Annotated in this window: 18 protein-coding genes; 7 read left to right on the top strand and 11 right to left on the bottom strand. The window is 51.3% G+C overall.

Annotation, left to right across the window (positions count from 1 at the left end; genetic code table 11):
* The first annotated feature begins 17 nt into the window (after positions 1–17).
* Together NSQ46_RS08310 and NSQ46_RS08305 are read left to right on the top strand one after the other, a co-directional pair.
* Positions 18–1,769, top strand: a complete 1,752-nt coding sequence (locus NSQ46_RS08310; protein WP_007127559.1) for a sensor histidine kinase — start codon at positions 18–20, stop codon at positions 1,767–1,769.
* A 225-nt stretch (positions 1,770–1,994) separates the two neighbouring features.
* Positions 1,995–2,387: a MerR family transcriptional regulator gene (locus NSQ46_RS08305; protein WP_007127558.1), complete on the top strand. Its 393-nt coding sequence runs from the start codon at positions 1,995–1,997 to the stop codon at positions 2,385–2,387.
* Here the strand turns inward: NSQ46_RS08305 and NSQ46_RS08300 are convergent.
* Together NSQ46_RS08300 and NSQ46_RS08295 are read right to left on the bottom strand one after the other, a co-directional pair.
* Complete coding sequence (locus NSQ46_RS08300; RefSeq protein ID WP_342576625.1) at positions 2,374–3,255, bottom strand: NAD(P)-binding domain-containing protein; 882 nt, start codon at positions 3,253–3,255, stop codon at positions 2,374–2,376. The genes NSQ46_RS08305 and NSQ46_RS08300 overlap by 14 nt on opposite strands.
* A 300-nt stretch (positions 3,256–3,555) precedes the next feature.
* The gene (locus NSQ46_RS08295; protein ID WP_210095012.1) at positions 3,556–4,158 is read right to left on the bottom strand and encodes a TetR family transcriptional regulator; all 603 of its coding nucleotides are present in this window, start codon (positions 4,156–4,158) and stop codon (positions 3,556–3,558) included.
* A 222-nt stretch (positions 4,159–4,380) separates the two neighbouring features.
* Here NSQ46_RS08295 and NSQ46_RS08290 point away from each other — a divergent pair, with 222 nt between their 5' ends.
* Entirely contained in the window at positions 4,381–5,163 is a 783-nt protein-coding gene (locus tag NSQ46_RS08290; protein WP_342576624.1) for an SDR family NAD(P)-dependent oxidoreductase, read from the top strand.
* 231 nt (positions 5,164–5,394) lie between these two features.
* On the opposite strand, the gene NSQ46_RS08285 is transcribed toward NSQ46_RS08290, so the two are convergent.
* From NSQ46_RS08285 to NSQ46_RS08260, 6 genes are all read right to left on the bottom strand, one after another.
* On the bottom strand, positions 5,395–6,627 hold the full coding sequence (locus NSQ46_RS08285; RefSeq protein WP_342576623.1) for an amidohydrolase: 1,233 nt from the start codon (positions 6,625–6,627) through the stop codon (positions 5,395–5,397).
* 45 nt (positions 6,628–6,672) lie between these two features.
* Entirely contained in the window at positions 6,673–7,266 is a 594-nt protein-coding gene (locus NSQ46_RS08280; RefSeq protein WP_040737975.1) for an ankyrin repeat domain-containing protein, read from the bottom strand.
* 250 nt (positions 7,267–7,516) lie between these two features.
* Entirely contained in the window at positions 7,517–9,370 is a 1,854-nt protein-coding gene (locus NSQ46_RS08275; protein ID WP_342576622.1) for an ABC transporter ATP-binding protein, read from the bottom strand.
* The gene (locus NSQ46_RS08270; protein WP_342576621.1) at positions 9,354–11,129 is read right to left on the bottom strand and encodes an ABC transporter ATP-binding protein; all 1,776 of its coding nucleotides are present in this window, start codon (positions 11,127–11,129) and stop codon (positions 9,354–9,356) included. Before NSQ46_RS08270 ends, NSQ46_RS08275 begins: the two co-directional genes overlap by 17 nt.
* A gap of 339 nt (positions 11,130–11,468) precedes the next feature.
* Complete coding sequence (locus NSQ46_RS08265; RefSeq protein ID WP_210095007.1) at positions 11,469–11,714, bottom strand: hypothetical protein; 246 nt, start codon at positions 11,712–11,714, stop codon at positions 11,469–11,471.
* A gap of 485 nt (positions 11,715–12,199) precedes the next feature.
* Entirely contained in the window at positions 12,200–14,254 is a 2,055-nt protein-coding gene (locus tag NSQ46_RS08260) for a UvrD-helicase domain-containing protein (protein WP_342576620.1), read from the bottom strand.
* A 308-nt stretch (positions 14,255–14,562) separates the two neighbouring features.
* On the opposite strand from NSQ46_RS08260, the gene NSQ46_RS08255 reads away from it, so the two are divergent.
* From NSQ46_RS08255 to NSQ46_RS08240, 4 genes are read left to right on the top strand one after another with little or no spacing between them, the layout of a single operon-like run.
* Positions 14,563–16,158: a spore germination protein gene (locus tag NSQ46_RS08255; RefSeq protein WP_210095005.1), complete on the top strand. Its 1,596-nt coding sequence runs from the start codon at positions 14,563–14,565 to the stop codon at positions 16,156–16,158.
* Between the two features lie 36 nt (positions 16,159–16,194).
* Positions 16,195–17,400, top strand: a complete 1,206-nt coding sequence (locus NSQ46_RS08250) for a Ger(x)C family spore germination protein (RefSeq protein WP_007127545.1) — start codon at positions 16,195–16,197, stop codon at positions 17,398–17,400.
* 9 nt (positions 17,401–17,409) lie between these two features.
* Positions 17,410–17,649, top strand: coding sequence for a hypothetical protein (locus NSQ46_RS08245; protein ID WP_007127544.1), 240 nt, complete (start codon positions 17,410–17,412; stop codon positions 17,647–17,649).
* Positions 17,650–17,667: 18 nt separating this feature from the next.
* Positions 17,668–18,792 carry an endospore germination permease gene (locus tag NSQ46_RS08240; protein WP_007127543.1) on the top strand — a complete coding sequence of 375 codons (1,125 nt, stop codon included), beginning with the start codon at positions 17,668–17,670 and terminating at the stop codon, positions 18,790–18,792.
* A gap of 1,088 nt (positions 18,793–19,880) precedes the next feature.
* Here NSQ46_RS08240 and NSQ46_RS08235 read toward each other — a convergent pair.
* Genes NSQ46_RS08235 through NSQ46_RS08225 form a run of 3 tightly spaced genes read right to left on the bottom strand, consistent with a single transcriptional unit; the run spans position 19,881 to position 23,765 of the window.
* On the bottom strand, positions 19,881–21,152 hold the full coding sequence (locus tag NSQ46_RS08235; RefSeq protein ID WP_007127541.1) for a Gfo/Idh/MocA family oxidoreductase: 1,272 nt from the start codon (positions 21,150–21,152) through the stop codon (positions 19,881–19,883).
* A gap of 55 nt (positions 21,153–21,207) precedes the next feature.
* Positions 21,208–22,830: an extracellular solute-binding protein gene (locus NSQ46_RS08230; RefSeq protein ID WP_007127540.1), complete on the bottom strand. Its 1,623-nt coding sequence runs from the start codon at positions 22,828–22,830 to the stop codon at positions 21,208–21,210.
* 50 nt (positions 22,831–22,880) lie between these two features.
* A complete protein-coding gene (locus NSQ46_RS08225; protein ID WP_007127539.1) occupies positions 22,881–23,765 on the bottom strand; it encodes a carbohydrate ABC transporter permease in 885 nt (294 codons plus the stop codon).
* Positions 23,766–23,776 lie beyond the last annotated feature (11 nt).

Genomic DNA, 23,776 nt, shown 5'->3' with positions numbered 1-23,776 from the left:
AAAGTCAGGTGCTTGCCATGCTTCGAAAAAACAGCATCTTCATTAAGATGCTCATTCTGATGCTGTCGGGGATCACGATTATTTCCTTTGTGCTCATCGTCGCGTCGTCCAATATTGCAGAACGCATTCTGCTCAACCAGGTCGTCCGGAACGCTTCGGCCAACATGAATATCGCCAAGGATGAATTGCTCAGGTATAACGACCAGGTGGTTAATGCCATGCTTCAAATCAACAGCAGCCACGAATTCAAGGATTATATTACCAAGCCTGCCAATACAACATTGGAGCAAATCAATCTGGCCATCACCCTGGGCAGGTACATCGATGTGTACAAGGAATATTTGAGTCCTGAAAAGTCGCATATTATTGTATCCGGCCTTCCCGGCGAAGGAGGGAGACATTATTCCAGCAACGCGCTCAAATGGGACAAGATTCCACAGGATATCGTCTCTACGTACATGACCACTGACGGGAACATCCCCAATCGGATCAGCTACCACAGCAGCCCGGATTTATTCGCGGAAACCGTTCCTTATGACAACTATATTTTTGCGACAAAGCCATTGGTGGACAGCAGTACGGGTTTGATGTACGGGTATGCGGCCGTCGTGATGGATGAACAAAACATCAAACAAAAATACAATGCCTATATCGCCAAAGGCATTCATATTTCGCTTATATCATCCGATGGTACGATCCTGTCCAGCAGTGACAAGGATTCGATCAGCAAGCGGGACACTGAACAGCTGTCCCTGGCAACCCAGGCTGCGTCCCAGCAGGACGGCGTATGGACCGAATCGGAGGATAAGGAGACCTATATTTCCTACCATCTTCCCGAGTTCAATGCCTATTTGCTGGAGGAAATCAACCAACGAGCCGCTTTTGCGCCTCTTTACAGCCTGTCTGCCGAAATCTTCAAGGTTGTAAGCGTTGTGCTGGTCGTTAGCTTGGTTTTTGTCTACTTCCTAAGCCGGCGGATCACCCATCCGTTAAACAAGCTGGTCAAGACGATGAAAACCTCGAAGGGGGATAATCTGATATTCCATCCTTTGGAGGAGAACGGCAGCTATGAAACCAATATATTGGCCAAAACTTACAACCGGCTGATTAAGGAAATTGACCAGTATACCGAGCGGCTTGTCCATGAGGAGCAGGAGCGCCGAAAAGCGGATCTGAACGCATTGCAGATGCAGATCAACCCGCATTTTCTTTACAACACATTAAGTTCTATCAAATACTTATCGAAAATGCACCACACGGATCAGGTGGACCAAACGATCGACAGTCTGATCTCCTTGCTCCAGAGCACGCTGGGCTCGACTGAAGATATGGTCACTGTAGAAACGGAGATCGAGTCCCTGAAGCATTATGTGTTCATTAACCGGATCAGATATGGCGAACAGATCGGCGTGCATTATGAAATCGCGGAGGACTGCAGACAGCTGCTTGTTCCCAAGCTGATCATCCAGCCCTTTGTGGAGAACGCATTCTTTCATGCCTACCCTGGAAATGTCAGCGGTAACATTCATATTTTCATTCATCAGTTTGAGGAAAATCTGATCATAGAGATTATGGATGATGGCGTGGGGATGAAAAATTCGGAGGATCAGGTTAACGAGAAGAGGCGTCATCATTTATCCGGTATCGGCATCAGCAACGTTCACGGCCGCATCCAGCTATTGTTCGGCCCTCCATATGGGGTGCATATCCAAAGCGAGGAAGGCTACGGCACCGCGGTGAAAATAACCCTCCCTGTTCATCCAAAATAAAAGAACCGAACAAGCCGCCTTCATCACCCGGCCATGAGCTGGGCATGAAGGCGGCTTAAGATTGATCCCTCATAAAGAATAATGTATCTTTATGGATATCCTATTACCTGATATTGAAAGAACCGGTATCTATCACTGGCTACAACGAAACTCCGCGATATGCTCATATGGAGGTATAGATCTTTAATCTTTTTTTCAACCTTTAACGCAAAGGGGCGCTGCTCAATGAAAATTAGCGAGTTGTCCAAACGAACGGGAGCCAGCATTCGCTCCATTCGGTACTACGAACAGAAGAACCTGATTACGGTCTTCCGATTACAAAACGGGTATCGAGTGTACGATGAAACCGCCATTGATCGGATTAAGCAAATCAAGGCTTACTTGAGCCTGGGACTGACAACCGAACAAATCGAACGCACTTTGAATTGTACCGACTCCCAGACGCTTATCGATGCCACTCGGCATTGCGAGAACATGCTGCTCGAGTATGAGTCGTATCTGCAGGAAATCGATGATACGATCAAGAAGCTGACCGGGATCCGCACGGAATTGAATGGACAAATCCAATCTATGAAGGAAAGTCTTAAGCAGGACTCACATTCAGTTACGCCCCTTTGACTCTGCTTCCTTGCCGGATGATCTCTGCCAACCGGGAGAAGTCCTGTGCACCATAACCAAGTTCAACTGCCTTATCCACTAAAGCTTTGACCTCACTCATGATGCTAACATCGATTCCGCTCTCCCTGGAAGCGGTGATAATATTCTGCATGACTGCTGCGGTGGAATGAAGATTCGATTCTTGTCCAGGGTAGTGGCCGCTATCAAATTGATTGGCAAATTCGGACATAATGTCAGGGATCATTCCAACAATATCACGAGCATAAGGTACGAGGCTCGTTACCGGAATCTGCTCGGCATCAGCAAGTGCCAAGGCATGAATATAACCGCTCATGGCAGTCCAGAAAATGTCAAGCAGCGCGATGTCAAACGCGGATGCGCGTCCTGGATCGGTACTAAGAAACGTGGACGTTCCTACCAGTTTCATCAATGTGCTGTGATAAGACTTATATGCACTTTCCGACCCGCTGTACAATATGACGCCAGAAGGCTCGCCGATTGCCGGAACGATAATCGATCCGTCCAAATAGTCGATGCCCGCCTGAGATGCCCATTTTGCCATCTCCCTTGCTGCCGATGGAGTGCCGCCGGTGAGATTCACTAACGTTTTTCCCCGAAGCGTATCACCGGATTGCTCCACAATCGATCGAACCGCATCATAATTCAACACACAGATCACGATTAGCGAACTTGCTGAAGCGGCCTGAGCAACGGTAGGAGCCAATACTCCGCCTAAGCTAATTAATTCATCCGATTTCCCCGGAGAGCGGTTCCATAATGTCACCGAATGACCTTTTTTAAGCAAAGCTCCTGCCAGTGATCTTCCCATGGGGCCAAGCCCCATTACCGTCACCTGAGTAAATACCATAAACAATCACCCTTCCTCATGTATTTACGCCAAGTGTAAACAATAACACCAATGTCATAGCAAGAATTTCAAATCGTACGGCTATAGTTCCAAAATATTTTCTGCAACTACAGCGAAAGCAGCATATAAAAATAAAAGAGGGTGTCCCAAAAGTAGACTTTGGGACACCCTCAGCAATAAAAGTATTAGACTGACGATGCATATCATAAAGCTACTGGCTGTTTAGTTGAAGATTCATCACGGAGAACCACACCATAAGTGACTGCGAAGACTAGGGAGTTGCATAGAATTCAATTGCCCTTAAAACTCCTCTTCTGAATCATGCAGATCAAGCGTACGCAAGTTCGACATGAGGAAGGGTAGTACTTGCTCGATGAATTGTTCCGCTGGCTCTTCCTGACATTGACACCACTTCACAACCACCCCATAGATCGACCAGCTGATCATCGTTGCGACCCATTCCATTCTCCGGCGTTCTTCCGCCGAGAGGTCTTTGACATGCTCCATGCATGAGATGATGCCATTATACAGTTGTTGCTTGGCATTGTCCTCCAACGCCTGCGACAGGGTCCGCCGTGCATTCAGCTGCTTCGTCATTTCAATCTGCCATTCACAGACCGCCAGCATTAGATTACGCAACAGCTCTGCACCCTGCATTCGCGTACCAGGAGGAATCCATTTAGATAGAATCTCTGTAAATGCGCCGCTCATGGTCAACTCAAGCAATTCATATTTATCTTGATAATGGTTATAAAAGGTTGCTCGGTTCAGTTCAGCCCGATCCATAATATCTTGAATCGAGAGGTCTTCGAAGTCCATTTCTGCGAGCAAATCTGTAAATGCTTTCTGAATATATTTCCTCGTTCGCTTCGCGCGAGGGTCATTCGGGTTCACTAAACCCATCCCACATCACCTCCTTGTCCCGCGATCACCTGCCGGGAAAAATACGATTTCGATCGATTGTTGACTACACAACAACAGATCGACTTTTTTGCTTATTGATTAGAATTGGATATTGCTTCTAACATGTTAATTGACAACTGTTGCCTAGTCAACGTATATAGCTTAATTTATGGGAGAGTGTTAAGGATGAAGGACTTATTTATAGCAGGAGGCACTTCCGGAATGGGCAAAGGGCTGGCCATCCACTATTTACGCCAGGGCACCAGGGTGACTGTGACCGGCAGCAACCGTCTTCGGGGCAAGGAATTTCTGGATGAGGCTGCACGTCTCGGCGCCGCGGACCGGGCATCCTTTATTCAAGCTGATCTCTTATCATTGTCTGAGAATCGCCGGATCATTAAAGAGGTTCAACAACGCCACGCGTCGCTTGACGGGCTGGTACTTACTGCGATGCAGCTATTTCCTAAACGGAAGTTGACCCCGGATGGTATTGAAAGCACATTTGCGCTCTATTATGTCAGCAGATTTATTCTGAGTTATGGTTTGACGGAATTGTTAGAGAGGGGGTCCAACCCGGTCATTGTAAGCATCGGAGGCACCGGAATGACGAAGGGAGTCGTACATTACGATGATCTTACCCTTCAACAGGGGTATAGTCTGCTGAAGGCGACTCTGCAGGGAGGACGGGCAAATGATCTGCTCGGGGTTGCGTATGCCGAGAACCACAAGACAGGGAAGACGCGTTTCATCCTTAACCATCCCGGATATACTCATAGTGGCACGAATCATTTGGCCCAGCCTTTCAAGGGAATACAGCGCGTAATGGGAAAACTCTTCGGACAGCCGGTGGAGAAGAGTATTCAACCGATCATTAAGCTAATGGACAACCCGCCGCCGCAGTCTCTAATCGCTTGGGACCGGACGAGGGCGGTTGATCTCAATCTTCCTACACTTAGCAAGAAGGACGCGCTGAAGTTATATCAGCTGACCAAGCATATTCTTTAACATCCGGCCGGAATCGATGTTGGATGTGCCGCTATCGATTCCGTTTGTTTGACGAAATGAAAAGAGGGTCGTCCCTCAGTTATGATGACTTTTGGGACACCCTCTTTATTAGTTAAGCGGACCGGCGGTAGCTCGAACTTTTACTCCATTGCAGGAAGCTGATGTTGATACGGGCATGTCTACCACCCACCACACCCAAGATAAAATCTCCATGTCTCCCCAATGCTTGGGTCAAGCTTCGTAAACCCACTTGCCCCGATGAAGCACAGCTTTACGCTCCGGCCTTCTCGCAACGGCTTCAGCAGAGCAGCTGGCTTCTACGATCACGGCATTTGCCGCATCGCCAACCTTTGGCCACGCCCATTGTCCATTTCCGTCCAGCGGCGTGATTCCTCCTGTAATGAAGCCGAGGGTCTGTCCCAGCGAACGCTCATCGCTCAGTCCGAAGCGTTCGGCCAGCGTGCCCGCCTTCGCCAGATTGTCGCCCGTTCCGAACGGCGACCAGTGATCCATAATGCTGTCCTGACCCAGCGATACGCTGACCCCGTGGCGTTTAAGCAGCGGGATCGGAATCGTACGGCCCAAGGATACGGACGAGGCTATGGAAATCCCCAGCTCTGAAAGTCGTGATGCCATCTCGGCCGCCTCAGCCGATGAGACATCAGCCAGAGCCAGCGCATGGCTGAGCGTAACCCTTCCCTGCCATCCGGCCTGTTCCGTCAGATCGGCCAGATGCCGGAACGTCTTCATCCCGACATCGCCCGGCTCGTGGAGATGAAGATCGATATCGGCATTCGCGTAGGCCGCCAGCTCCATCACGGTTTCGAGGGATTTTTCCATATTCTCGTCCAGCGTCGCCGGGTCGACCCCGCCCACAATCGATGCGCCGCTCCGTAGCGCTTCCCTTACAAGGGCCGTGGATTGGCTCCGCAGCAAGCCATGCTGCGGAAATGCAACGATCTCGACGGACGCCCTATCCTCGTAATGCTCCACCGCTTGCATCGTTGCTTCCAGATTGCGTAAGCCGATGACCGGATCCACATTGCAGTGGGAGCGGATCTGTGTGGACCCGAAGCGGATCAACAGGTCCAAGAGTCCCTCAGCTCTTTCTCTGGCCACAGGCAGCAGCTCGGGAAGAAGACGTTCCTCTTCCTCCAGCCGGCTGACAATGCCTTTCGTCGGGATGGACGGCGCCTTCCAGGGGCCTCCGTAATACGTTTTGTCCAGATGGATATGCATGTCCCGAAAGGCCGGAAGCATCAGCCCTTGGCCGAGATCCCGCACCGGCAGCGTTGTTTCGGGAAGGTCATGCCCCGGGCGGATCTCGGCGAACACGCCGTTCTCTATTTTCACATGAAAAATCGCGGTTTCCGTGCCCGCCACCACATCATTCTCATATCGATAGCCTGTCTCCAGCCGAACGTTCAAGAGCCAGCAGGCAGCGCCCTGTCGTTGTTCTGTCATCCGTTAATCCCCTCTCTTCTGCTTCACCGATGTATGCCGCGTTCATCAAGACCCGGCGGCCTCAAGCAATATGCGTTCGATCTCTTTAAACCCGCGCTCCTGCGCGTGCCGCAGCGGGCTTACCCCGTTACCGTCGGCAAGATGAATGTCGGCCCCATGTTCAATCAGCAATTTGACGATCTCCTGATGCCTCTCTCCGCCGTCTCCAAGAATGATAGCCTCAAGCAGGGCTGTCCAATCCAGGTTGTTGACATGGTTGACATCGACGTCCGTCCGGGTCAGAAGCTCGCGCACAATTTCGACATGCCCCCGTTCCGAAGCCGGGATCAGAGCCGTTCCGCCAAATCGGTTGGTGAGCGTCGGATCTGCGCCAGCCGCAATCGCCAATTGCAAGATCTCAAGCTGCCCTTCAGCACCGGCATAGAGAAATACATTATTAAGATTGCGGTCCCGGATATCGATATCCGCCCCCTCTTCGATCAGCAGCTGCACGGTCTCAATATGATTGTTGTAGGCAGCAGCCATCACCGCTGTTCTGCCGGCCTCGTCGGTTGCATTGATCGCTGCTCCGGCTTGCAGCAGCTCCTTCACACGCTCGGTGTTCCCCTGCTCCGCGTGTTCGATGAGACTCTGATTCATATTCATATCCTCCGCCTCTCCCTTCTTCGGTTCGGATTGACAAGCTGACAGAACAACCACCAAAACCATGGCGATTACAAGTCTCACTGGATCCCTCCCCATCTGCCGTTTCTATGGGTATGCTATCATGAGAAAGAAGCTTATGAAAAATATTAAAAACATTGATGATCCATAGCTTTATCATATGACTAAAAAGAGGACGAAGCCCTCCTTCCCGGCCCCGTCCTCTATCCTTAAAGATTCACTTTCGTTACTGTGACCGGTATAGCCCGGCCCCAGCACGTTCCCGCTTCTGCTTCTGCCCTTGGGAGTGAAGATACAGCTCCTCGTAATACCCGTGTGAATCGAGCAGCTCCTGATGCGTGCCCTGCTCCACGATCTGGCCTTTACTCATGACCAGAATCCGATCCGCCCCCATGATCGTCGACAGACGGTGGGCGATTACGAGCGTGGTCCGCCCCTGGGCGACGAGAAGCAGCGCATTCTGGATCAGCTGCTCCGTATGCGAGTCGAGATTTGCAGTTGCTTCGTCCAGGATCAGAATTTTCGGCTGGAATACGATAATTCGGGCGAAGGAGATCAGCTGCCGCTCGCCTGCGGAAAGGCCGCTGCCCCGCTCCGACAGCCGGGTGTCATATCCTTTGCTCATCCCCTGAATGATCGGGTCTGCACCGATAAATCGGCATGCCTCGATCACCCGCTCTTTGGAGATGCTGTCATCGAACAGCCGCACATTATCCAGCACCGTCCCGGAGTAGAGATAGGGCTCTTGCTGGACCAGCCCGACGATCCGGTGCAGGTCGGATTGCGCCATCTCCCGAATATCGATGCCGTCGATTTTGACGCTTCCTTCCTGTACATCATAGAAGCGGCACAGCAGGCTGATCAGCGAGCTTTTGCCCGCTCCCGTCGTGCCGACGATGCCGATCATCTCGCCGGGCTTCACGTGAAGGTCCAGATCCCGAATGACCGGCGCTCCATCTCCATAACCGAACGTAATCCGATTGAAATCGATCCGCCCCTGAACCTTCGCCTGATCCATCCGGACCGGCGTCTTCGGATCGGTCACTTCCGGCTGAACCGCAAACAACCCCCAGATCCGGTTGATCGCCACGCTCGCCGATTGCAGCGTATTCCACTGCTGAGTAATCGTATTGATCGGCTGGAAGAACATCCGGATGTACGTAATGAAGGCATACAGGACGCCGAATTCGAGCGTCAGGCCCAGCACTGCGCGCCCGCCGAGCCAGGTCACGACCGCTATCGCCAGATTGTTCAAAATTTCATACGTCCGGTTGAACAGCACGTTGGTCCGGATTTCCCGAAGATTCGCCTTGAAATAGGAATCGTTGCGTTCTTTGAACTGCCGCTCCTGCTCCTCCTCCTGATGGAATGCCTGGACGAGATTCATGCCGGATAAGTTCTCCGCTGTGAACGCGACAAGCCGGGACAGCCGCGTTCTTGCCATTTGATACGTATGCCGCATATAACGACGGAAGGCGATCGCGATTCCTGCGATGATCGGCAGCAGAATGAGGCAGTACAGGGTAAGCGTCACGTCCAGCTGAAACATCATCACCAGAATGAAGATCAAGGTGAAGCCGTCGCGGAAGACACTTAGCAGCACCTGGTTGAAGAACTGGCTGACCGACTCCGTATCGCTGGATACATGCGTGATGAGACTGCCGCTTGGCACCTTGTCGAAGTAGGACATCGACAGCTTGGAAATATGCGCGAACAGCCGCTTCCGTATACTTGCAACGATGCTCTGCCCGGCCTTCTGCAGCAGATTGTTCTGCAAATAAGTGAAGACCATGCTTATGAGCGACAAGAGAAAGTAGACGGCGCATATGATCATCAATCCCCGGACATCATTCTTGCCGACCAGCAGGTTATCGTCGATCGCGATTTTCATCAAGTAAGGCTGCAGCAGCTCGGCGGAAATGGCGATCAAGGTACAGCCGATAAATGCGGCAAAGGTAAGCCGGTGCTCTTTCATGTAACCGGACAACGCGCGGATGGTCGAGACCGGCTTCGTCTTCGGCGCCGGTGCGTTCGGATCGGCCTTCTGATCCATCTGCCAATTGTTAATGGCCTGTGCCATGGTGCACCATCCCTTCTTCCTGGATATCGTGCAGCATCCGATACACTCCGTCCTGACGCAGCAGCGACTCATGCGTGCCTTGCTGCACGATTTCCCCCCGGTCCAGAACGATAATGTGATCGGCATGCTTCAGCGCACTGATCCGGTGAGCGATAATGATCGTCGTCTTTCCATGCCGAATGCGGCGGATCGTCTCCATGATTTCCGTCTCCGTTACCGCGTCGACGGCGCTGACGCTGTCGTCCAGGATAAGGATGGGGGCGTCCTTGATAATGCCCCGGGCCAGACTGGTACGTTGACGCTGCCCTCCGGACAGCGTAATCCCGCGCTCGCCGAGCCGCGTTTCGAACCGGTTCGGGAATTCCGCGATATTGTCGTACACCCTCGCCTTCCTTGCCGCTTCCTCGACATCGGCCAGCACAGTATCCCGCTTATAAAAAGCGATGTTCTCCCGAATGGTCGAGCTGAACAGGAATCCGTCCTGCGGAACGTAGGCGATCCCTTCCCGCAGACTCTTAAGCGTGAGATTCCGGATATCCTCGCCGCCGATGCGGATCGTGTCCGGCGGCGGATCGTAAGTGCGAAGCAGCAGCTTCATGAGCGTGGTCTTTCCGCTGCCGGTGCGACCGATAATGCCCAGCGTTGTCCCGGGAGGGACCTTCAAATGGATATTCCGAAGCACGTCCCTGGCTTCATCCTCCCCGTGGCCGGGTCGATCGTAAGCGAAATTCAAATGCCGTATTTCGATCCCCGTGCGGGCCGGATCCAGCTCCTTGGCATTCGGCAATTCCTTGATATCCGGCTGCTCGTCAAGCAGGGCGTTCAGCCGGTCAAGCGAAGCCCTTGCCCGCTGGACCGCGTTGATGACGTTTCCGATCTGCTGCAGCGGGTTCATCAGCATTCGGATGTACAGCGTCAGTGCAACAAAGTTTCCGACCGTCATGCGTCCGATCACCGTCAGGTATCCGCCGAACAGGAGCGCGATGATGAGCGAAGAAGCACCTAGAAACGGAATGATGGACTGGAATAGCGATGAGGCGCGCACCATGCTTAGCTGCTTGTTCAGAATGCTGTCAACCGTTGCGCCAAATCTGCGTTTCATAATATCTTCCACCGCGAATTTCTTCGTAACGCGAATGCCGCCAAACTGCTCCTCCGCTGATTCGGTCATGACGCCAAGCGCCTCTTGCACCGCAAGCGATCTGCTCCGAATAATCGGTCCCAGCCACACGACGATCACCGGAATTAGCAGAAGGGGAGCGATGGACGCGGCCACCACATAGAACGGAACATTCGTAATCATCAGCATGACGATGGTGGACACCAGCAGAATCGACGCATTCACGGACTGGTTAACTCCCATGGAGATGGATTCCCTTACGGTCTTCACATCGTTCATGAAATAACTGAGCAGCTTGCCGACGCCGTTCCGGGAATAGAACCGCTCGCTCAGCCCGGTGAAATGAACGAACAGCCGACGACGGTTTACGAATTCGAAGTACCGTCCCGTATACATCACCAGGTATTGGCCGATGCCCCCCATCACCGCGAAGCCAATCCCGATACCGAGCAGCGTCCAGCTGTACGATGCGATTCCGCCTGCAGACAGCAGCCCGTCCTGCAGATCGTCCGTAAAATGACCGAGCACACGCGGAAAATTGACATGAAACATATTGGCTACCAAATGACAGCAAATCGACAACACATAAATCGGCCACGTCTTCTTAAAAAAGTCAGCAAGTATTCGGTGTGAGTCCAATTTCCCATATCACTTCCTCTTTCGTTAAGTTTGCCTTGTCCGAATGTTCCCCCTTTCGTTCAAAGCTGTGATACCTCCATCTTATTAGTTTCTATAAAAAAAATAGTCCTCCTTCCGTCTTCGCGATATTGGCAATGGAATCTTTGAAATCGCTTTAAAGACAACGAGATTTTCTGGGGATATCTTGATGATTGTACTTCACACTATCCAGAACGGTATGGTAAGGGACGTGTCGATGCTTCGCACCGACCATTTGAAATGTAAGAAACCCTGTACTTTGAAAAAAGCACAGGGTCTCTCGACAATCTGACTAACCCTAAACTAGGGTTTAGTTTTTTGTTAGAAGTCAATATCGGGCTTTTCAACATGCTTACCGGTTCTAGAATCAATAATGAAAGGTGTATTTTCGTAAACCTCTTTATAAGTCCGTTTCGATTCTTCTCGAGTAGTAGCCATAAGCTTATCTGGATTGTTTTTAGAACCAATAGGGGCTGATGTGGCTGCAAATGCTGCGGTGCTCATTGCAACAACTGAAAATACTGCTACTAAAGCAATGATTGTTTTAATGATTGTTTTCTTTTTCAAGTTAGCCTTACCTCCGGATATCATTAATTATTTGCCTTGGCAGGGATCAAATTTAATTACTGTAATCTAGTGAGATAGTTTCTTTCCAATTCACCCGTTTTACATATTTTAAAGTCGAGTCAAAGGTACCACTCGAACAATAAGGAAGGGGGGGATCTGCTTAGACACTACCACCACCACCATCTTCTGTGGAGGAACCTTTTTCTACACTAGATTTTGATAAAGGAGTCTCTGCATAAACCTCTTCGTAAATCAGAATTTTTTCAGATTATCCCTCCCATATTTAGAATTAATGACTCTCCTAACAATATAAACTCCTAAAAAACAGAAAATGTTATGAAAAATCCCTCTGAGAACCCGTTTTGCATCATTAGCCTAAAATTAAATGGATAACACCATGAAGTGCAAATCAGCACCCCGTTTGATAACATGGTGGTTGCCAATACAAACCAGGTGGACTTAATGAGTAAAGCTCATCGGTTTCCCTAAGGAAGCCAAGGAGATTTCCGGCCTGTATGGGTTATGGCCAATGCGTGCATTGCCCGGGTACAGGCGATGTATAGCAGGCTTCGATCCATCTCGGAACGGTAGCATGCGGCATTCACAAACGGGATGGCGACCTGATCGAACTCAAGGCCTTTGGCCATATGCGAGCAAGTCACCGTAATGCCCTCCCGGAACTGCTCGCTCTCGAAATCGAGCAAATGGACGTGCTCTTGCAGATGTTTCAGAGCATCATATACCTGCCTGGCCTGCGCCCGCGTCTTGCAAATGATCCCCATCGTATGATAATCCGACTCCAGAAAGCTTTGACTGAGCTTCCTGAGCATATCCAGCTCTTGTTCATGGCTGTCGCAAGAAAGGATGCGCGGCGGTTCGCCATGACGGTCGATCGGAATCATCGTGCCGCCGGGCTGTATCTCCTTGGCAAACTCCATAATCTCCCGGGTCGAGCGATAGCTTTTGGACAGCTCAATGATATCCGCTTGCGGAAAAATGGTCTTGATCGTCTGCAGCGTACTGGAGGAATAAACATTCACCGACTGCTTGCTGTCACCGAGTATCGTCTTCTTGCATGGGAACCAGCGGGACAACACCGCATACTGCACTGGCGTATAATCCTGCATTTCGTCAACCAGCAAATGCCTCACCCGGTCGTTAGGCGAGCTGCCCTCCAAATACATCTTTAGGTAGATCAGCGGAAAAACATCGGCATACTCGATCAGGCCCTTCCCTTTCATCTTAAACAGCTCCGGCTGATTGGCATGCGCATAAAACGCCTTGTACAGGCCGAGCGGTTGCTGGAATTTATACATTTTCTTGACCGCGGTTTTGATTTTGTTCGTTTCGGATTTCGTGAGCCGCTCCCCGTCATCCGTCCGCGCTCCTGCGGCTAGCAGAAGCGCTGTTTTTTCGAGCCTCTGTTTAACAGGCAGCTGCATATTCCGCTCATAAACGCTACAAATCTCATGTGCCGGCAGCTGCACCCGGTCCATGAGGATGTCGACAGGCTCGAAGAAATGCTTGTCCGCATAGCTCATGAAAGCTTCAAGCTCAAGGACAAATTCCCGTCTTGCCTTATACCTGATGCGCTCGGCGCTGCCAGGATCCTCGCCGTTCAGCAGCTCCTCCACCTGCTCATAGAACGTCTGGAAGCGGCACACGCCCGCCAGCTCCTTTTCAGCCAGCTCTTCCATGCCTGCTTCCATGATCTTCTCCTCGCCCAGCTCCGGCAGGACGTTCGAAATGTAGTCGGAGAACACCTTGTTCGGTGAGATGATGAGAATATCGCTCGATCTGAGCGTTTCCTTATATCTGTACAGCAGATAAGCCACTCTATGCAGCGCGACGGAGGTTTTTCCCGATCCGGCCGCCCCCTGAATGATCAACTCGTTTGCGTTTTCGTTCCGGATTATGGCGTTTTGCTCCTGTTGAATGGTAGCCACGATATTTTTCATTTTCTCATCCGAAGTGCTGCTCAGCTCCTTTTGCAGAACATCGTCATGTATATTCATCGAGCTCTCGATCATGTACTCCAGCACGCCATTTTTGATTTTATATTGCCGCTTTGCCGTAATCTCGCCGTCAACGATCCCCGCAGGCGCAAGGTAGGATGCCGGTCCCGTCTCGTAGTCGTAGAACAGGCTGGCTACCGGCGACCGCCAGTCGTAGATCAGGTGATGCTGACTCTCTTCTTCGACAAAGGAATGAATGCCGATATAATAAGCTCCGGCATCCGGCTGCCGCTTAGTACGAAAATCCACTCTGCCGAAGTAAGGCGAGCCTAACAGCTTGCGTATTTTTTGCAACCGGGCCACCGTCTTCTCCCCGGCATCGATGGACAACGAAATATCCACGCGGTTCGCCGCTCGTTCCGCGGCATCCAGCTGCGCCATATTGACCCACAGGTATTTCTTCGCCTCAATGATGTCCCGATACGAATCGGATACCTTCCCTTCCAGCTCTACCAGCGTTCGCTGAAGCTCCTTCTGAACATGTGCAAGATATTCACGCTCTTCCGATTCCTTCCCATTCCGCATAACCCTACGCTCCCTCCCTTAAAGAATAGCTTTAAGTATAGGGGTTTCGGGAAAAAAATATAGACTTATACTTTCCGTTGTAGTATTATATTTTTATCGTGGGTCCAAAAAAACCTATACGATGATGTGCAATATCATTCATACGTAAACCATAATAACCAGGCTGCATCCCCCGGATGCGGACCTGGTTTTTTGTCGTTTTCATCATGAGGATGCCGGGCTCATTTTGCCCGCCTTGACGTAAGTTTACAGCATGTTTTCTTCGGTAATAATGTGGGAATAGCATCTGTGAGAGGAAGGATATTCCCATGCGGTATCGAAGAAGAACCGGCCATTCCAGCAAAAACACTACCAAGGAAATCCCACCGGCCAACTCATCGACGAATGATACCGATGCTTTAAAACCAGATATCACAAGCAGCCTGGAGCATATCCGAACCACCCTCGGCAACAGCACCGATATCGTGATCAGGGAAATTCCGCTTGATGAAGAGGAAAAACATTATATGGCGATCCTCTATACGGACGGCTTGGCCGACCAAAAAGTCATCTCGGAATCCGTCATGATGGTCGTGGCGGACATTACAAAATCCCTCGTAAAGGAAGATAACGAATATTCGCAGCCTTTCGACGGGCAAAAAATATTAGAAAAAGTCTCTCTCGTCAATCATGAGATCCAGACGATAACCGATTATAAAAAGCTGTTCCATGCTCTATTGTCAGGAGACACGATTTTTCTGATTGACGGCTTGGATCGGGGGATCGCGGCAGGCACCCGGGGTTGGAAGGACCGCGGGGTCATGGAAACCTCGGCGGAAAATGTCGTCCGCGGTCCACGCGAATCCTTCTCGGAGTCGCTGCGAACCAACACGGCCTTGATCCGCCGAAAGATCAAGGATCCGAATCTGTGGATGGAAACGAAGCAGATCGGTCGAATTACCCAAACCGATGTTGCCATCATGTACATTCATGGCATTGCCAATGACAAGATTGTCGAGGAGGTCCGCACCCGGCTTGATCGAATCGACGTGGACAGCATTTTGGAGAGCGGTTATATCGAGGAGCTGATCCAGGACAAGACCCTGTCCCCATTCCCCACGGTTTATAATACCGAGCGTCCCGATGTGATCGCGGCCGAGCTGCTGGAAGGAAAAATCGCCATTCTCGTGGACGGAACCCCGTTTGTTCTGGTCGTTCCGGCACTTTTTGTTTCGTTCCTGCATGCGGCGGAGGATTACTACCAGCGTGCGGATATCAGTTCTTTCCTGCGTTTGCTGCGTTACCTGAGCATCTTCATTTCTTTGCTTGGGCCTTCTCTCTATATAGCCATTACTACTTTTCATCAGGAAATGCTGCCGACGCGGCTTATATTCGGATTGGCCGGTCAGCGGGAGCAAGTCCCGTTTCCTGCGTTCGTCGAGGCCGTCCTTATGGAACTAACCTTCGAGATTCTGAGGGAAGCGGGGGTACGGCTGCCGAAAAATATCGGCTCGGCAATATCCATCGTCGGGACGCTGGTCATCGGGCAAGCTGCGGTTGAAGCTGGGATCATCTCTCCGGCGATGGTCATCGTTGTTGCTATAACGGCCATTTCCAGCTTTGTGGTGCCGTCCTTTAACATGTCCATTGCTTTTCGGATGCTCCGGTTTCCGCTGATGGCGCTTGCCGGATCCTTCGGGCTGTTCGGCATTTTAGTCGGGGTCATCGCGATTGTCCTCCATTTATGCAGCCTGCGGTCGTTCGGAGTCCCGTATATGTCCCCTTTCGCACCGTTAATTCCGGAGGGGCAAAAAGATTCGATCTTCCGTTTGCCGCACTGGTTGTTATCAAGCCGCCCCCGATTGATCAATCAGACCAATTACAAGCGCAGGAAACGTACGCCACCCCGGAAATCGAGAGAATAGACAGATTGAGACCAGCGGGAAAGCGAGGGAAATCCAATGAAACGGATATTGGCGTTGATTCTCTTACATATCGTCGTCACTCTTCTTCTGAGCGGTTGCTGGAACCGCAGAGAATTGAATGAATTGGCCATCGCGGTTGCCGCAGGGGTTGACTGGGTTGATGACCGCTACCGTTTAACCGTCCAGGTCGCAATTCCCGGACAGGTCACCTCGAAAAAAAGCGGAGGGCCCCAAGCTCCTGCTACTTTGTATACGGCTGAAGGCGATACGATCTTTGAAGCTTCTCGAAGGATGACGCAGGTTAGCCCGCGAAAAATTTATTTTTCCCATTTGCGGATGTTTCTGATGGACGAGGCGATGGCAAGGGAGGGAATTGCCAAAGTGCTTGACCTGTTATCCAGGGATCACGAATTCAGACCGGATTTCTACCTTGTTATTACCAGAGGGGCAACGGCAGAGGAAACCCTGAAAATTATGACTCAAATGGAAACGATCCCTGCCAATAAACTTTATGAATCTCTTCAGACCTCCGAGAAGGCTTGGTCAGCAAGCATGACTGTCACACTGGATGAATTGATCAACGACCTCACCAGCAGCGGAAAGCATCCCGTGCTTACAGGACTGATCATAACTGGGGATCGAGATATCGGGAGAACGAGAAAGAATGTGGAAAACATCGACACTCCAGGTCAATTGAAATATTCGGGGCTCGCCGTTTTCAAACTCGACAAGCTGATCGGATGGTTAAACGAAAAGGATAGCAGAAATTATCGACTAATAAGCGGGGACGTTAAAAGCTCTGTAAGCTTTATCCCCTGCAAGAATGAAGGAAAGATTATCATCGAGACGCTGAGAACCGACAGTAAGCTGAAGGGAAGAATCGTCGAATCTCGTCCCGAAATGGACATCCGGATTAATATGGAGGGGAATATCGGAGCCGTGGAGTGCAGCGGCTTGGATCTGTCTGAGCCCGCGACCGTGAGGGAACTGGAAGCTGAAATGGAAGAAAACTTAAAACGAAGCTTGGAGTCTGTTGTCGATAAAGTGCAATCGAAGTTTAAAGTCGACATATTCGGCTTCGGAGAAGCCTTTCGCCGTTCGCATCCGAGAGAATGGAAAGAGATGGAGAAAACGTGGAATGAACGATATTTCCCCAACCTGAAGACCAATATCCATGTGGATTACAAAATCCGGCGAACTGGCACGACCAATGATACTTTTCTCAATGATATTAAGGAATGAGGCTGGACCATGCTAAATATTGCGATAATTGCAGTATCTGCCGCCGTAATCGTCTGGCTTGAACTGCCGAGAATGCTTCGGGAACAAGAATACAGGGAAATCTGGGGGTTTATTGCATTCTTGGTGATTGGCATAGGCATTAGCCTGGCTCAGACGATCTTCAATGATATCCCTACCCCAGTGTCGCTGATAACGATCGTGTTCAAACCGTTCAGTCATTGGCTCTCAATGTTCGGTTTGATTCAATAGGAAAAGGAGCGGTAAAAGATGCATGTAGTAAAAATTTCGTTGCGCCAGGTCAGCATTTTAACCGCTTTGTATACGATCGGCAGCGCGATTCTCATCGTACCATCGGGAATGGCCTCCATTGCTAAACAAGATGCGTGGATCGCCTGTCTGGCGGGGAGCGGTCTCGGATTCATCATCTTGGCGGTGCAGCTGCAATTGTTCAGAAAGCACCCGGAAGCAAATTTGATGCAATGGACCGAGAAGCTGTTTGGGAAATGGATCGGCAAAACGGTCAATCTTCTGCTTTTGCTTACGTTGTTCCTAGGCGGTCCTGCCACGGTATTGCACGAAATCGGCATCTTCATGACCATCCAGATGCTGCCGGAAACCCCGATTCAAGCCATCATTTTCCTCTTCGGTGCTCTGGCTGTGCTGGGCGTGCGCTTGGGGTTGGAGGTGCTGGCCCGTGCGGCGGAAATGCTGTTTCCATGGTTCCTGCTCCTGTTTCTGTCGATGAGCATTTTATTACTGTCGGAGATTCATTGGGAGCATGCGACACCCATTCTTGAATCGGGGATCAGCCCTATCTTCCCGGCCGCACTCTCTTTCGTCAGCATTGCCTTCCTGCCTCACATCGTGTTGATGGTCATCTTTCCAGGAGCCGTCAACCGATCGGCGGAAGCCTACAAAGCCGTATATATCGGAAGCTTGGTTGGTGCTGCCGCGCTATTCTTGATTATTGGGCTATCGATTTTAGTCCTGGGTCCGGACATTACAGCTAGAAATATGTATCCCAGTTATATGCTGGCCAAGAAAATCAATATTGGAAATTTTCTTCAGCGCATTGAAGCTGTTATGGCGGTTATGTGGTTTATCACGTTGTTTTTTCGGATCTCGCTTTATTTTTATGCCATTGCGATCGGCATCAGCCAAGTCTTCCATATTAAAAACTATCAGCCGCTGGTCATGCCGCTCGGGTGGATTCTGGCCGCCGTTTCCGTCTTCATTTATCCCAACGTTCCGTTCAAGCTGCAATGGGACGCAACCATTTGGGTTCCATATACGATCACCGTCGGCTTTCTTTTCCCATTGGTGCTGCTCATCTTGCACGGCTTGCGTAAAATGCTGCCCAAAAAATCAAAAAAGCAATCGGATTCGGCTTGAGCCGCATTGATGCTATGGGCTGCGACTCCGTGCCAATGTATGGAACAGAGCCGCCATTATGCACAGAAAAACGAGCCGAATCCGGTTGCCGGGATTCAGCTCGCTTGGGCGCCACTTGGGGCTCGCAAGTCCTTTTTAGGGACTTGCTGCTGGCTTGGGCGCCTCTTCGGGCCTCGCAAGTCCCTTTTCGGGACTTGTTGCTCGCTTGGGCGCCTCGTTGGGCTTCACAAGTCCCTTTTCGGGACTTGCTGCTAGCTTGGGCGTCTCTTCGGGCCTCACAAGTCCCTTTTCGGGACTTGCTGCTCGCTTGGGCGTCTCTTCGGGCCTCACAAGTCCCTTTACGGGACTTGCTGCTCGCTTGGGCGTCTCTTCGGGCCTCACAAGTCCCTTTTCGGGACTTGCTGCTCGCTTGTGCGCCACTTCAGGGCGCACAAGTCCCTTTACGGGACTTGCTGCTCGCTTGGGCGTCTCGTTGGGCTTCACAAGTCCCTTTTCGGGACTTGCTGCTCGCTTGGGCGCCTCGTTGGGCTTCACAAGTCCCTTTTCGGGACTTGCTGCTAGCTTGGGCGCCTCTTCGGGGCGCACAAGTCCCTTTTCGGGACTTGCTACTCACTTGTGGGCGCCACTTCAGGGCGCACAAGTCCCTCTTGTTGCTGGCCCTCAGCAGCACTACCTTGGGTGCTGCGCTCCATCTACCTTATTTCGAATTTTTCATATCATGAGATATTAAAAATAAATTAATCTATACTCCCAATCTAACCATTCCTTCCACTAACCTACTAATCCAACTAATCCATTTACTCAATCAAACATTCCAACTAATCCAACTAATCGATCCAATCTAACTGATCAATCCAATCTGACTAATCCATTCAACATCAAACATTCCAACTAATCCATCTACTCAATCAAGTATCTATGAATCCACCTGTCGTTTCAATCATTTTCTATCCCACTCATTTGATTCCACTCGCATTACTTCAATTACTGTTATCCCCTACGATTGACGTTTGCCTCCATACGTTTGCTTCCACCCATATTTTACTTTACCGTTACTACTCCACCCGCTTATTGTCGCAATCGCAGCTTTACTTCGACGCAGACTCCTGCGCCATCAGCTCCCGCGCATATTCGTTCAGGTTGATGGACTTTCCGTGGTTCAGGCGGGATTCCTCCGCCGCAAAGGCAATGAGATGACTCCGGACGGAGGCGCTGGCCGATGTCAGGCTCTCCTGGCCGCTATAGCCTCTTACCTCTTGCAGGAAACTCGCCACGATCCCGCTGTCGCCGCCGCCGTGGCCGCTTGCCTGGGAAGGGATGGAGATTTCCGTCTTCTGTCCGGTCAAAAAGTCGTACACCGTGATGGTTCCTTCCTCGCCGCGAAGCTCCCCGCGCGTCCCCATGATCTGGATTCGGCGTTCCTGCTCGTAGGTGAACCCGCACATGCTGAACATGGCGGTGGCCCCGCCCTCAAACTCCATATTGACGACCTGGTGATCGACCACATTATTGTCGCTCCGGTAGACACAGCGTCCGTAGTCGGTATCGCGAAGGCCTTGAATGATATTCGCCTTGGTCAGCTCATGCGTAAAATGCCCTGCCCATCCCTTGTACTGATCACTCAAATAGAACCGGGGGGCCGAGTAAGGACATGTGGATTCTACCTTGCAGTCCAGACAGCGGTCAGCCGATCCTTCCGGCGCCTGATCCTCGCGAAAATGCATCAGGGAGCCGAAGGACGTAACCTGCGTGCAGGGCCGGTCCATCAGCCAAGACAGCACATCCATATCATGACAGGATTTGGCCAAAATCATCGGGCTCGCCTTGTCAGAGTTATTCCAGTTTCCGCGCACAAAGCTGTGAGCGATATGCCAATACCCCACGTTCTCGTTCAGCTGGATCGAAGCGATCTCCCCGATCGTCCCCTGCTGAATCACGCGCTTGATCGTGCTCCAAAACGGGGTATACCGAAGAACGTGGCAAATGGTCAGCAGCCGGTCGTTCTCCCTTGCCGCCTGCTCCATCTCCAGACACTCCTTCGGATCCGGAGACATCGGCTTCTCCAGCAGCACATGATACTTCTGCTTCAGCGCCTGCATCGTCGGTCCGTAATGCATCCGGTCCTGCGTGCAGATAACCGCGATATCGGCAAGCCGGGGTTCCGCCAGCAGCGGCTCCCAGGATTCATAGCATCGTTCCGGCGGGATACCGTGATTCTCGGCGAACCGGAGTCTGCGCACGGGATCCGCCTCGGCCACGGCGACGAAGGTCAGCTCATGCGGGTAATCCAGCGCATACGGGGCATAGCCCCCGGCGCCGCGGGCGCCTGCTCCGATCAGGATTGCTTTTAGTTGTGTCATGTCAAGTCGCTCCTTTGCATTCACACACACATTCACAGTTGTATGAACATCTTGTTTATTGGTTGTAGCGTTCCGCCGCCGACTCGTAAATGGCGAGATAGCGGTCGAGTCCCATTTTCTGCAGATTGGCGACATATTGGTCCCAATTGTCAAAGGACTCGTTGCCTGAAATGAATTTATCCCTCATTTCATCCACGTAGGTGGTAATGTCCGTCTGAATGCCGGTAAGCTCGGACTGCTCATCGGCCGTAAAGTTGAACGGCGGCCATATTTTGTCCTGCGGGATAACGTGAGGCTCCGCTTTTTTCGCATTTTCCACGGAGGTCGGAAGCCCTTCCGCCCCTTTAAAATACTTCTGCGTCACGAAGCCCGGATAGTAGCCGCCCGGCCAGATCAAATATTGTCCGACCGCCTGGTCCAGATTCAGCCCGTCCGGGTTGTTCTTGATTTCGTCGACGTAATCCACGTTACCGTCCGCATCTTCCTTATACGTCTCGTCTTTCCACCCCATAAAGAACAGCCTGATGCCTTCATCGCTGTAGAAGTAATCCATCCAGCGGATCATGGCTTCCGGATGTTTCGCTTTATCCGTGAGGACGAACATGCCGATATTGCCGAGCGGTGATCCGGTTGCGGTGTACATCTGATCTCCATGCGGTCCCTTCAGCACCGGCAGGCCCACATAACCTTCCTGGTTATAGATGGCGACCGGGTCCACATTATCCACGACGCCAAGCAGGCCTTCCACGCCCTTCGCATCCACCTCGGTGCTCTTCACGGACATGATGTCCTGCTCCAGCAGGCCGTCCTTGTACAGCTTGTTTACGTACTGCAGGAGCTCTTTATACCGCGGATCGGTCGGAATGAACCGGACCTTTCCGGATTCAGGATCCGAGTCGACGTATATATTCGACGTTCCGTGATTGTTGAGACCGAACGAACCGCGCAAATAATTCACGATGCCCGCCGCTCCGACGCCGCCCCAGGCGATTTCATCCTTCTGGCCGTTTCCGTTCGGATCGTTCTCTTTAAACGCCTTCAGCATATTGTAAAAATCATCGAGCGTTTGCGGCTCGGATAATCCGAGCTTGGTCAGCCATTCCGACTTCACCCACGGCGTGCCGTACAGCACGGATTTGAATTCCGGATCATACAGCGTCGGCAGGCCGTAAATATTGCCGTCCGGCATCGTAATCCCTTTCTCGATGATCGGATACTTCTCCATGAGGGCCTTAAAGTTCGGCGCGTACTGATCGATAAGATCATTCAGCGGTATAAACGCCCCCTGCTTGCCGTATTTCAGCAGGTCTGCCCGCGGGAACGCCGAAGCGTAGAACATTTCCGGATAATCGCCGCCGGCGAGGAGCAGATTCCGTTTTTCCGCCAAATTGTCTTTATGCACCGTGTCCCACTGGACCTTGATGTTGGTCGTTTTTTCGTACTCCTTCCAAAGCTTGATATTGTTCCAATCCGCGTTGGCAAAGAACTTTCCGGCAAAGCCGGTCACCGTAATCGGCTCGTTCACGATCGGAAACCCCGTCTGATTCAAATTGGCGGCTGTTTCGCCCGGCGTTTCCCCTTCCTTCGACCCTCCCGGATTGTTCGGGCCGCAGCCGGCCGCCAGCGATACCGACAATACGCAGGTCAGCAGAAGACCTCCCCATTTCTTCAGCTTCATCCTTCATCCTCCCTTTTTCTCATCATCCATTTATTTATCCATGCAAGGAATTATCCTTTGATGGCTCCGATCATGACGCCTTTCACGAAGTACCGCTGCAGAAACGGGTAGAGCGCGAGCACCGGTAAATTCGCGACAACGAGAACCGCATACTTGATGCCTTCCACTTCCCGTTGCTGCTTGATTGCCGACTCGGTCGACATCTTCACCATGTCATTCGTTTGACCTTGAATGAGAATTTCGCGCAGGATGAGCTGCAGCGGAAATTTCTCCTTATCCGATAAGTACAAGAGTGCGTTGAAGAACGCATTCCAGTGTCCGACCGCATAGAACAAAATGGTTACGGCAATGATCGGCATCGACAGCGGCAGGATGATCCGGGTCAAAATTTTGATATTCGAGCAGCCGTCGATGGTCGCCGCCTCCTGCAGCTCGTTCGGAATGGACTGCTGGAAGAAGGTTCGCATAATGATGATGTTCCAGATGGATACGGCGTTCGGTATGATCATGACCCAAAGTGAATTCAGCATGCCCAGGTTCTTGATGAGCAGATAGGTCGGGATCAGCCCGCCGCTGAAAAACATCGTGAAAACGAGCAGTGCCATGATCGCATTGCGCCCGACAAAGTCCTTCCGCGACAGCGGATAAGCCGCAAGAATCGTCATTGTCAGGTTGATGAGCGTCCCGAGCGAGGTGTAGATCAGCGTGTTGGTAAAGCCGCTGATGATATCCTGATTTTGAAATATTTTGACATAGGAGTTCAGATTGAAGCCTTTTGGCCACAGCAGCATTTCGCCCCGAAGAACCGTCTGCGGATCGCTGAAGGATGCGCTTAGCACGAACAGCAGCGGGTACAGGACAATGAGCGTGACGAGGATCAGGATCGTGTAATTAATGATGTTGAAGATGCGGTCTCCCCTGGATTCGATTTGCATGATACTAAAGC

Source organism: Paenibacillus sp. FSL M8-0142, assembly GCF_038597315.1.
Taxonomy (GTDB): domain Bacteria; phylum Bacillota; class Bacilli; order Paenibacillales; family Paenibacillaceae; genus Paenibacillus_AQ; species Paenibacillus_AQ lactis.
The sequence above is the reverse complement of the archived record's forward strand: the minus strand, read 5'-3'. Positions and strand labels throughout refer to the sequence as shown.

Excerpts from the sequence above, each read along its gene's own strand:
- NSQ46_RS08310 (WP_007127559.1), top strand. The coding sequence starts at position 18 with ATGCTTCGAAAAAACAGCATCTTCATTAAGATGCTCATTCTGATGCTG.
- NSQ46_RS08305 (WP_007127558.1), top strand. The coding sequence starts at position 1,995 with ATGAAAATTAGCGAGTTGTCCAAACGAACGGGAGCCAGCATTCGCTCC.
- NSQ46_RS08300 (WP_342576625.1), bottom strand. The coding sequence starts at position 3,255 with ATGGTATTTACTCAGGTGACGGTAATGGGGCTTGGCCCCATGGGAAGA.
- NSQ46_RS08295 (WP_210095012.1), bottom strand. The coding sequence starts at position 4,158 with ATGGGTTTAGTGAACCCGAATGACCCTCGCGCGAAGCGAACGAGGAAA.
- NSQ46_RS08290 (WP_342576624.1), top strand. The coding sequence starts at position 4,381 with ATGGGCAAAGGGCTGGCCATCCACTATTTACGCCAGGGCACCAGGGTG.
- NSQ46_RS08285 (WP_342576623.1), bottom strand. The coding sequence starts at position 6,627 with ATGACAGAACAACGACAGGGCGCTGCCTGCTGGCTCTTGAACGTTCGG.
- NSQ46_RS08280 (WP_040737975.1), bottom strand. The coding sequence starts at position 7,266 with ATGAATCAGAGTCTCATCGAACACGCGGAGCAGGGGAACACCGAGCGT.
- NSQ46_RS08275 (WP_342576622.1), bottom strand. The coding sequence starts at position 9,370 with ATGGCACAGGCCATTAACAATTGGCAGATGGATCAGAAGGCCGATCCG.
- NSQ46_RS08260 (WP_342576620.1), bottom strand. The coding sequence starts at position 14,254 with ATGCGGAATGGGAAGGAATCGGAAGAGCGTGAATATCTTGCACATGTT.
- NSQ46_RS08255 (WP_210095005.1), top strand. The coding sequence starts at position 14,563 with ATGCGGTATCGAAGAAGAACCGGCCATTCCAGCAAAAACACTACCAAG.
- NSQ46_RS08250 (WP_007127545.1), top strand. The coding sequence starts at position 16,195 with ATGAAACGGATATTGGCGTTGATTCTCTTACATATCGTCGTCACTCTT.
- NSQ46_RS08245 (WP_007127544.1), top strand. The coding sequence starts at position 17,410 with ATGCTAAATATTGCGATAATTGCAGTATCTGCCGCCGTAATCGTCTGG.
- NSQ46_RS08240 (WP_007127543.1), top strand. The coding sequence starts at position 17,668 with ATGCATGTAGTAAAAATTTCGTTGCGCCAGGTCAGCATTTTAACCGCT.
- NSQ46_RS08235 (WP_007127541.1), bottom strand. The coding sequence starts at position 21,152 with ATGACACAACTAAAAGCAATCCTGATCGGAGCAGGCGCCCGCGGCGCC.
- NSQ46_RS08230 (WP_007127540.1), bottom strand. The coding sequence starts at position 22,830 with ATGAAGCTGAAGAAATGGGGAGGTCTTCTGCTGACCTGCGTATTGTCG.
- NSQ46_RS08225 (WP_007127539.1), bottom strand. The coding sequence starts at position 23,765 with ATGCAAATCGAATCCAGGGGAGACCGCATCTTCAACATCATTAATTAC.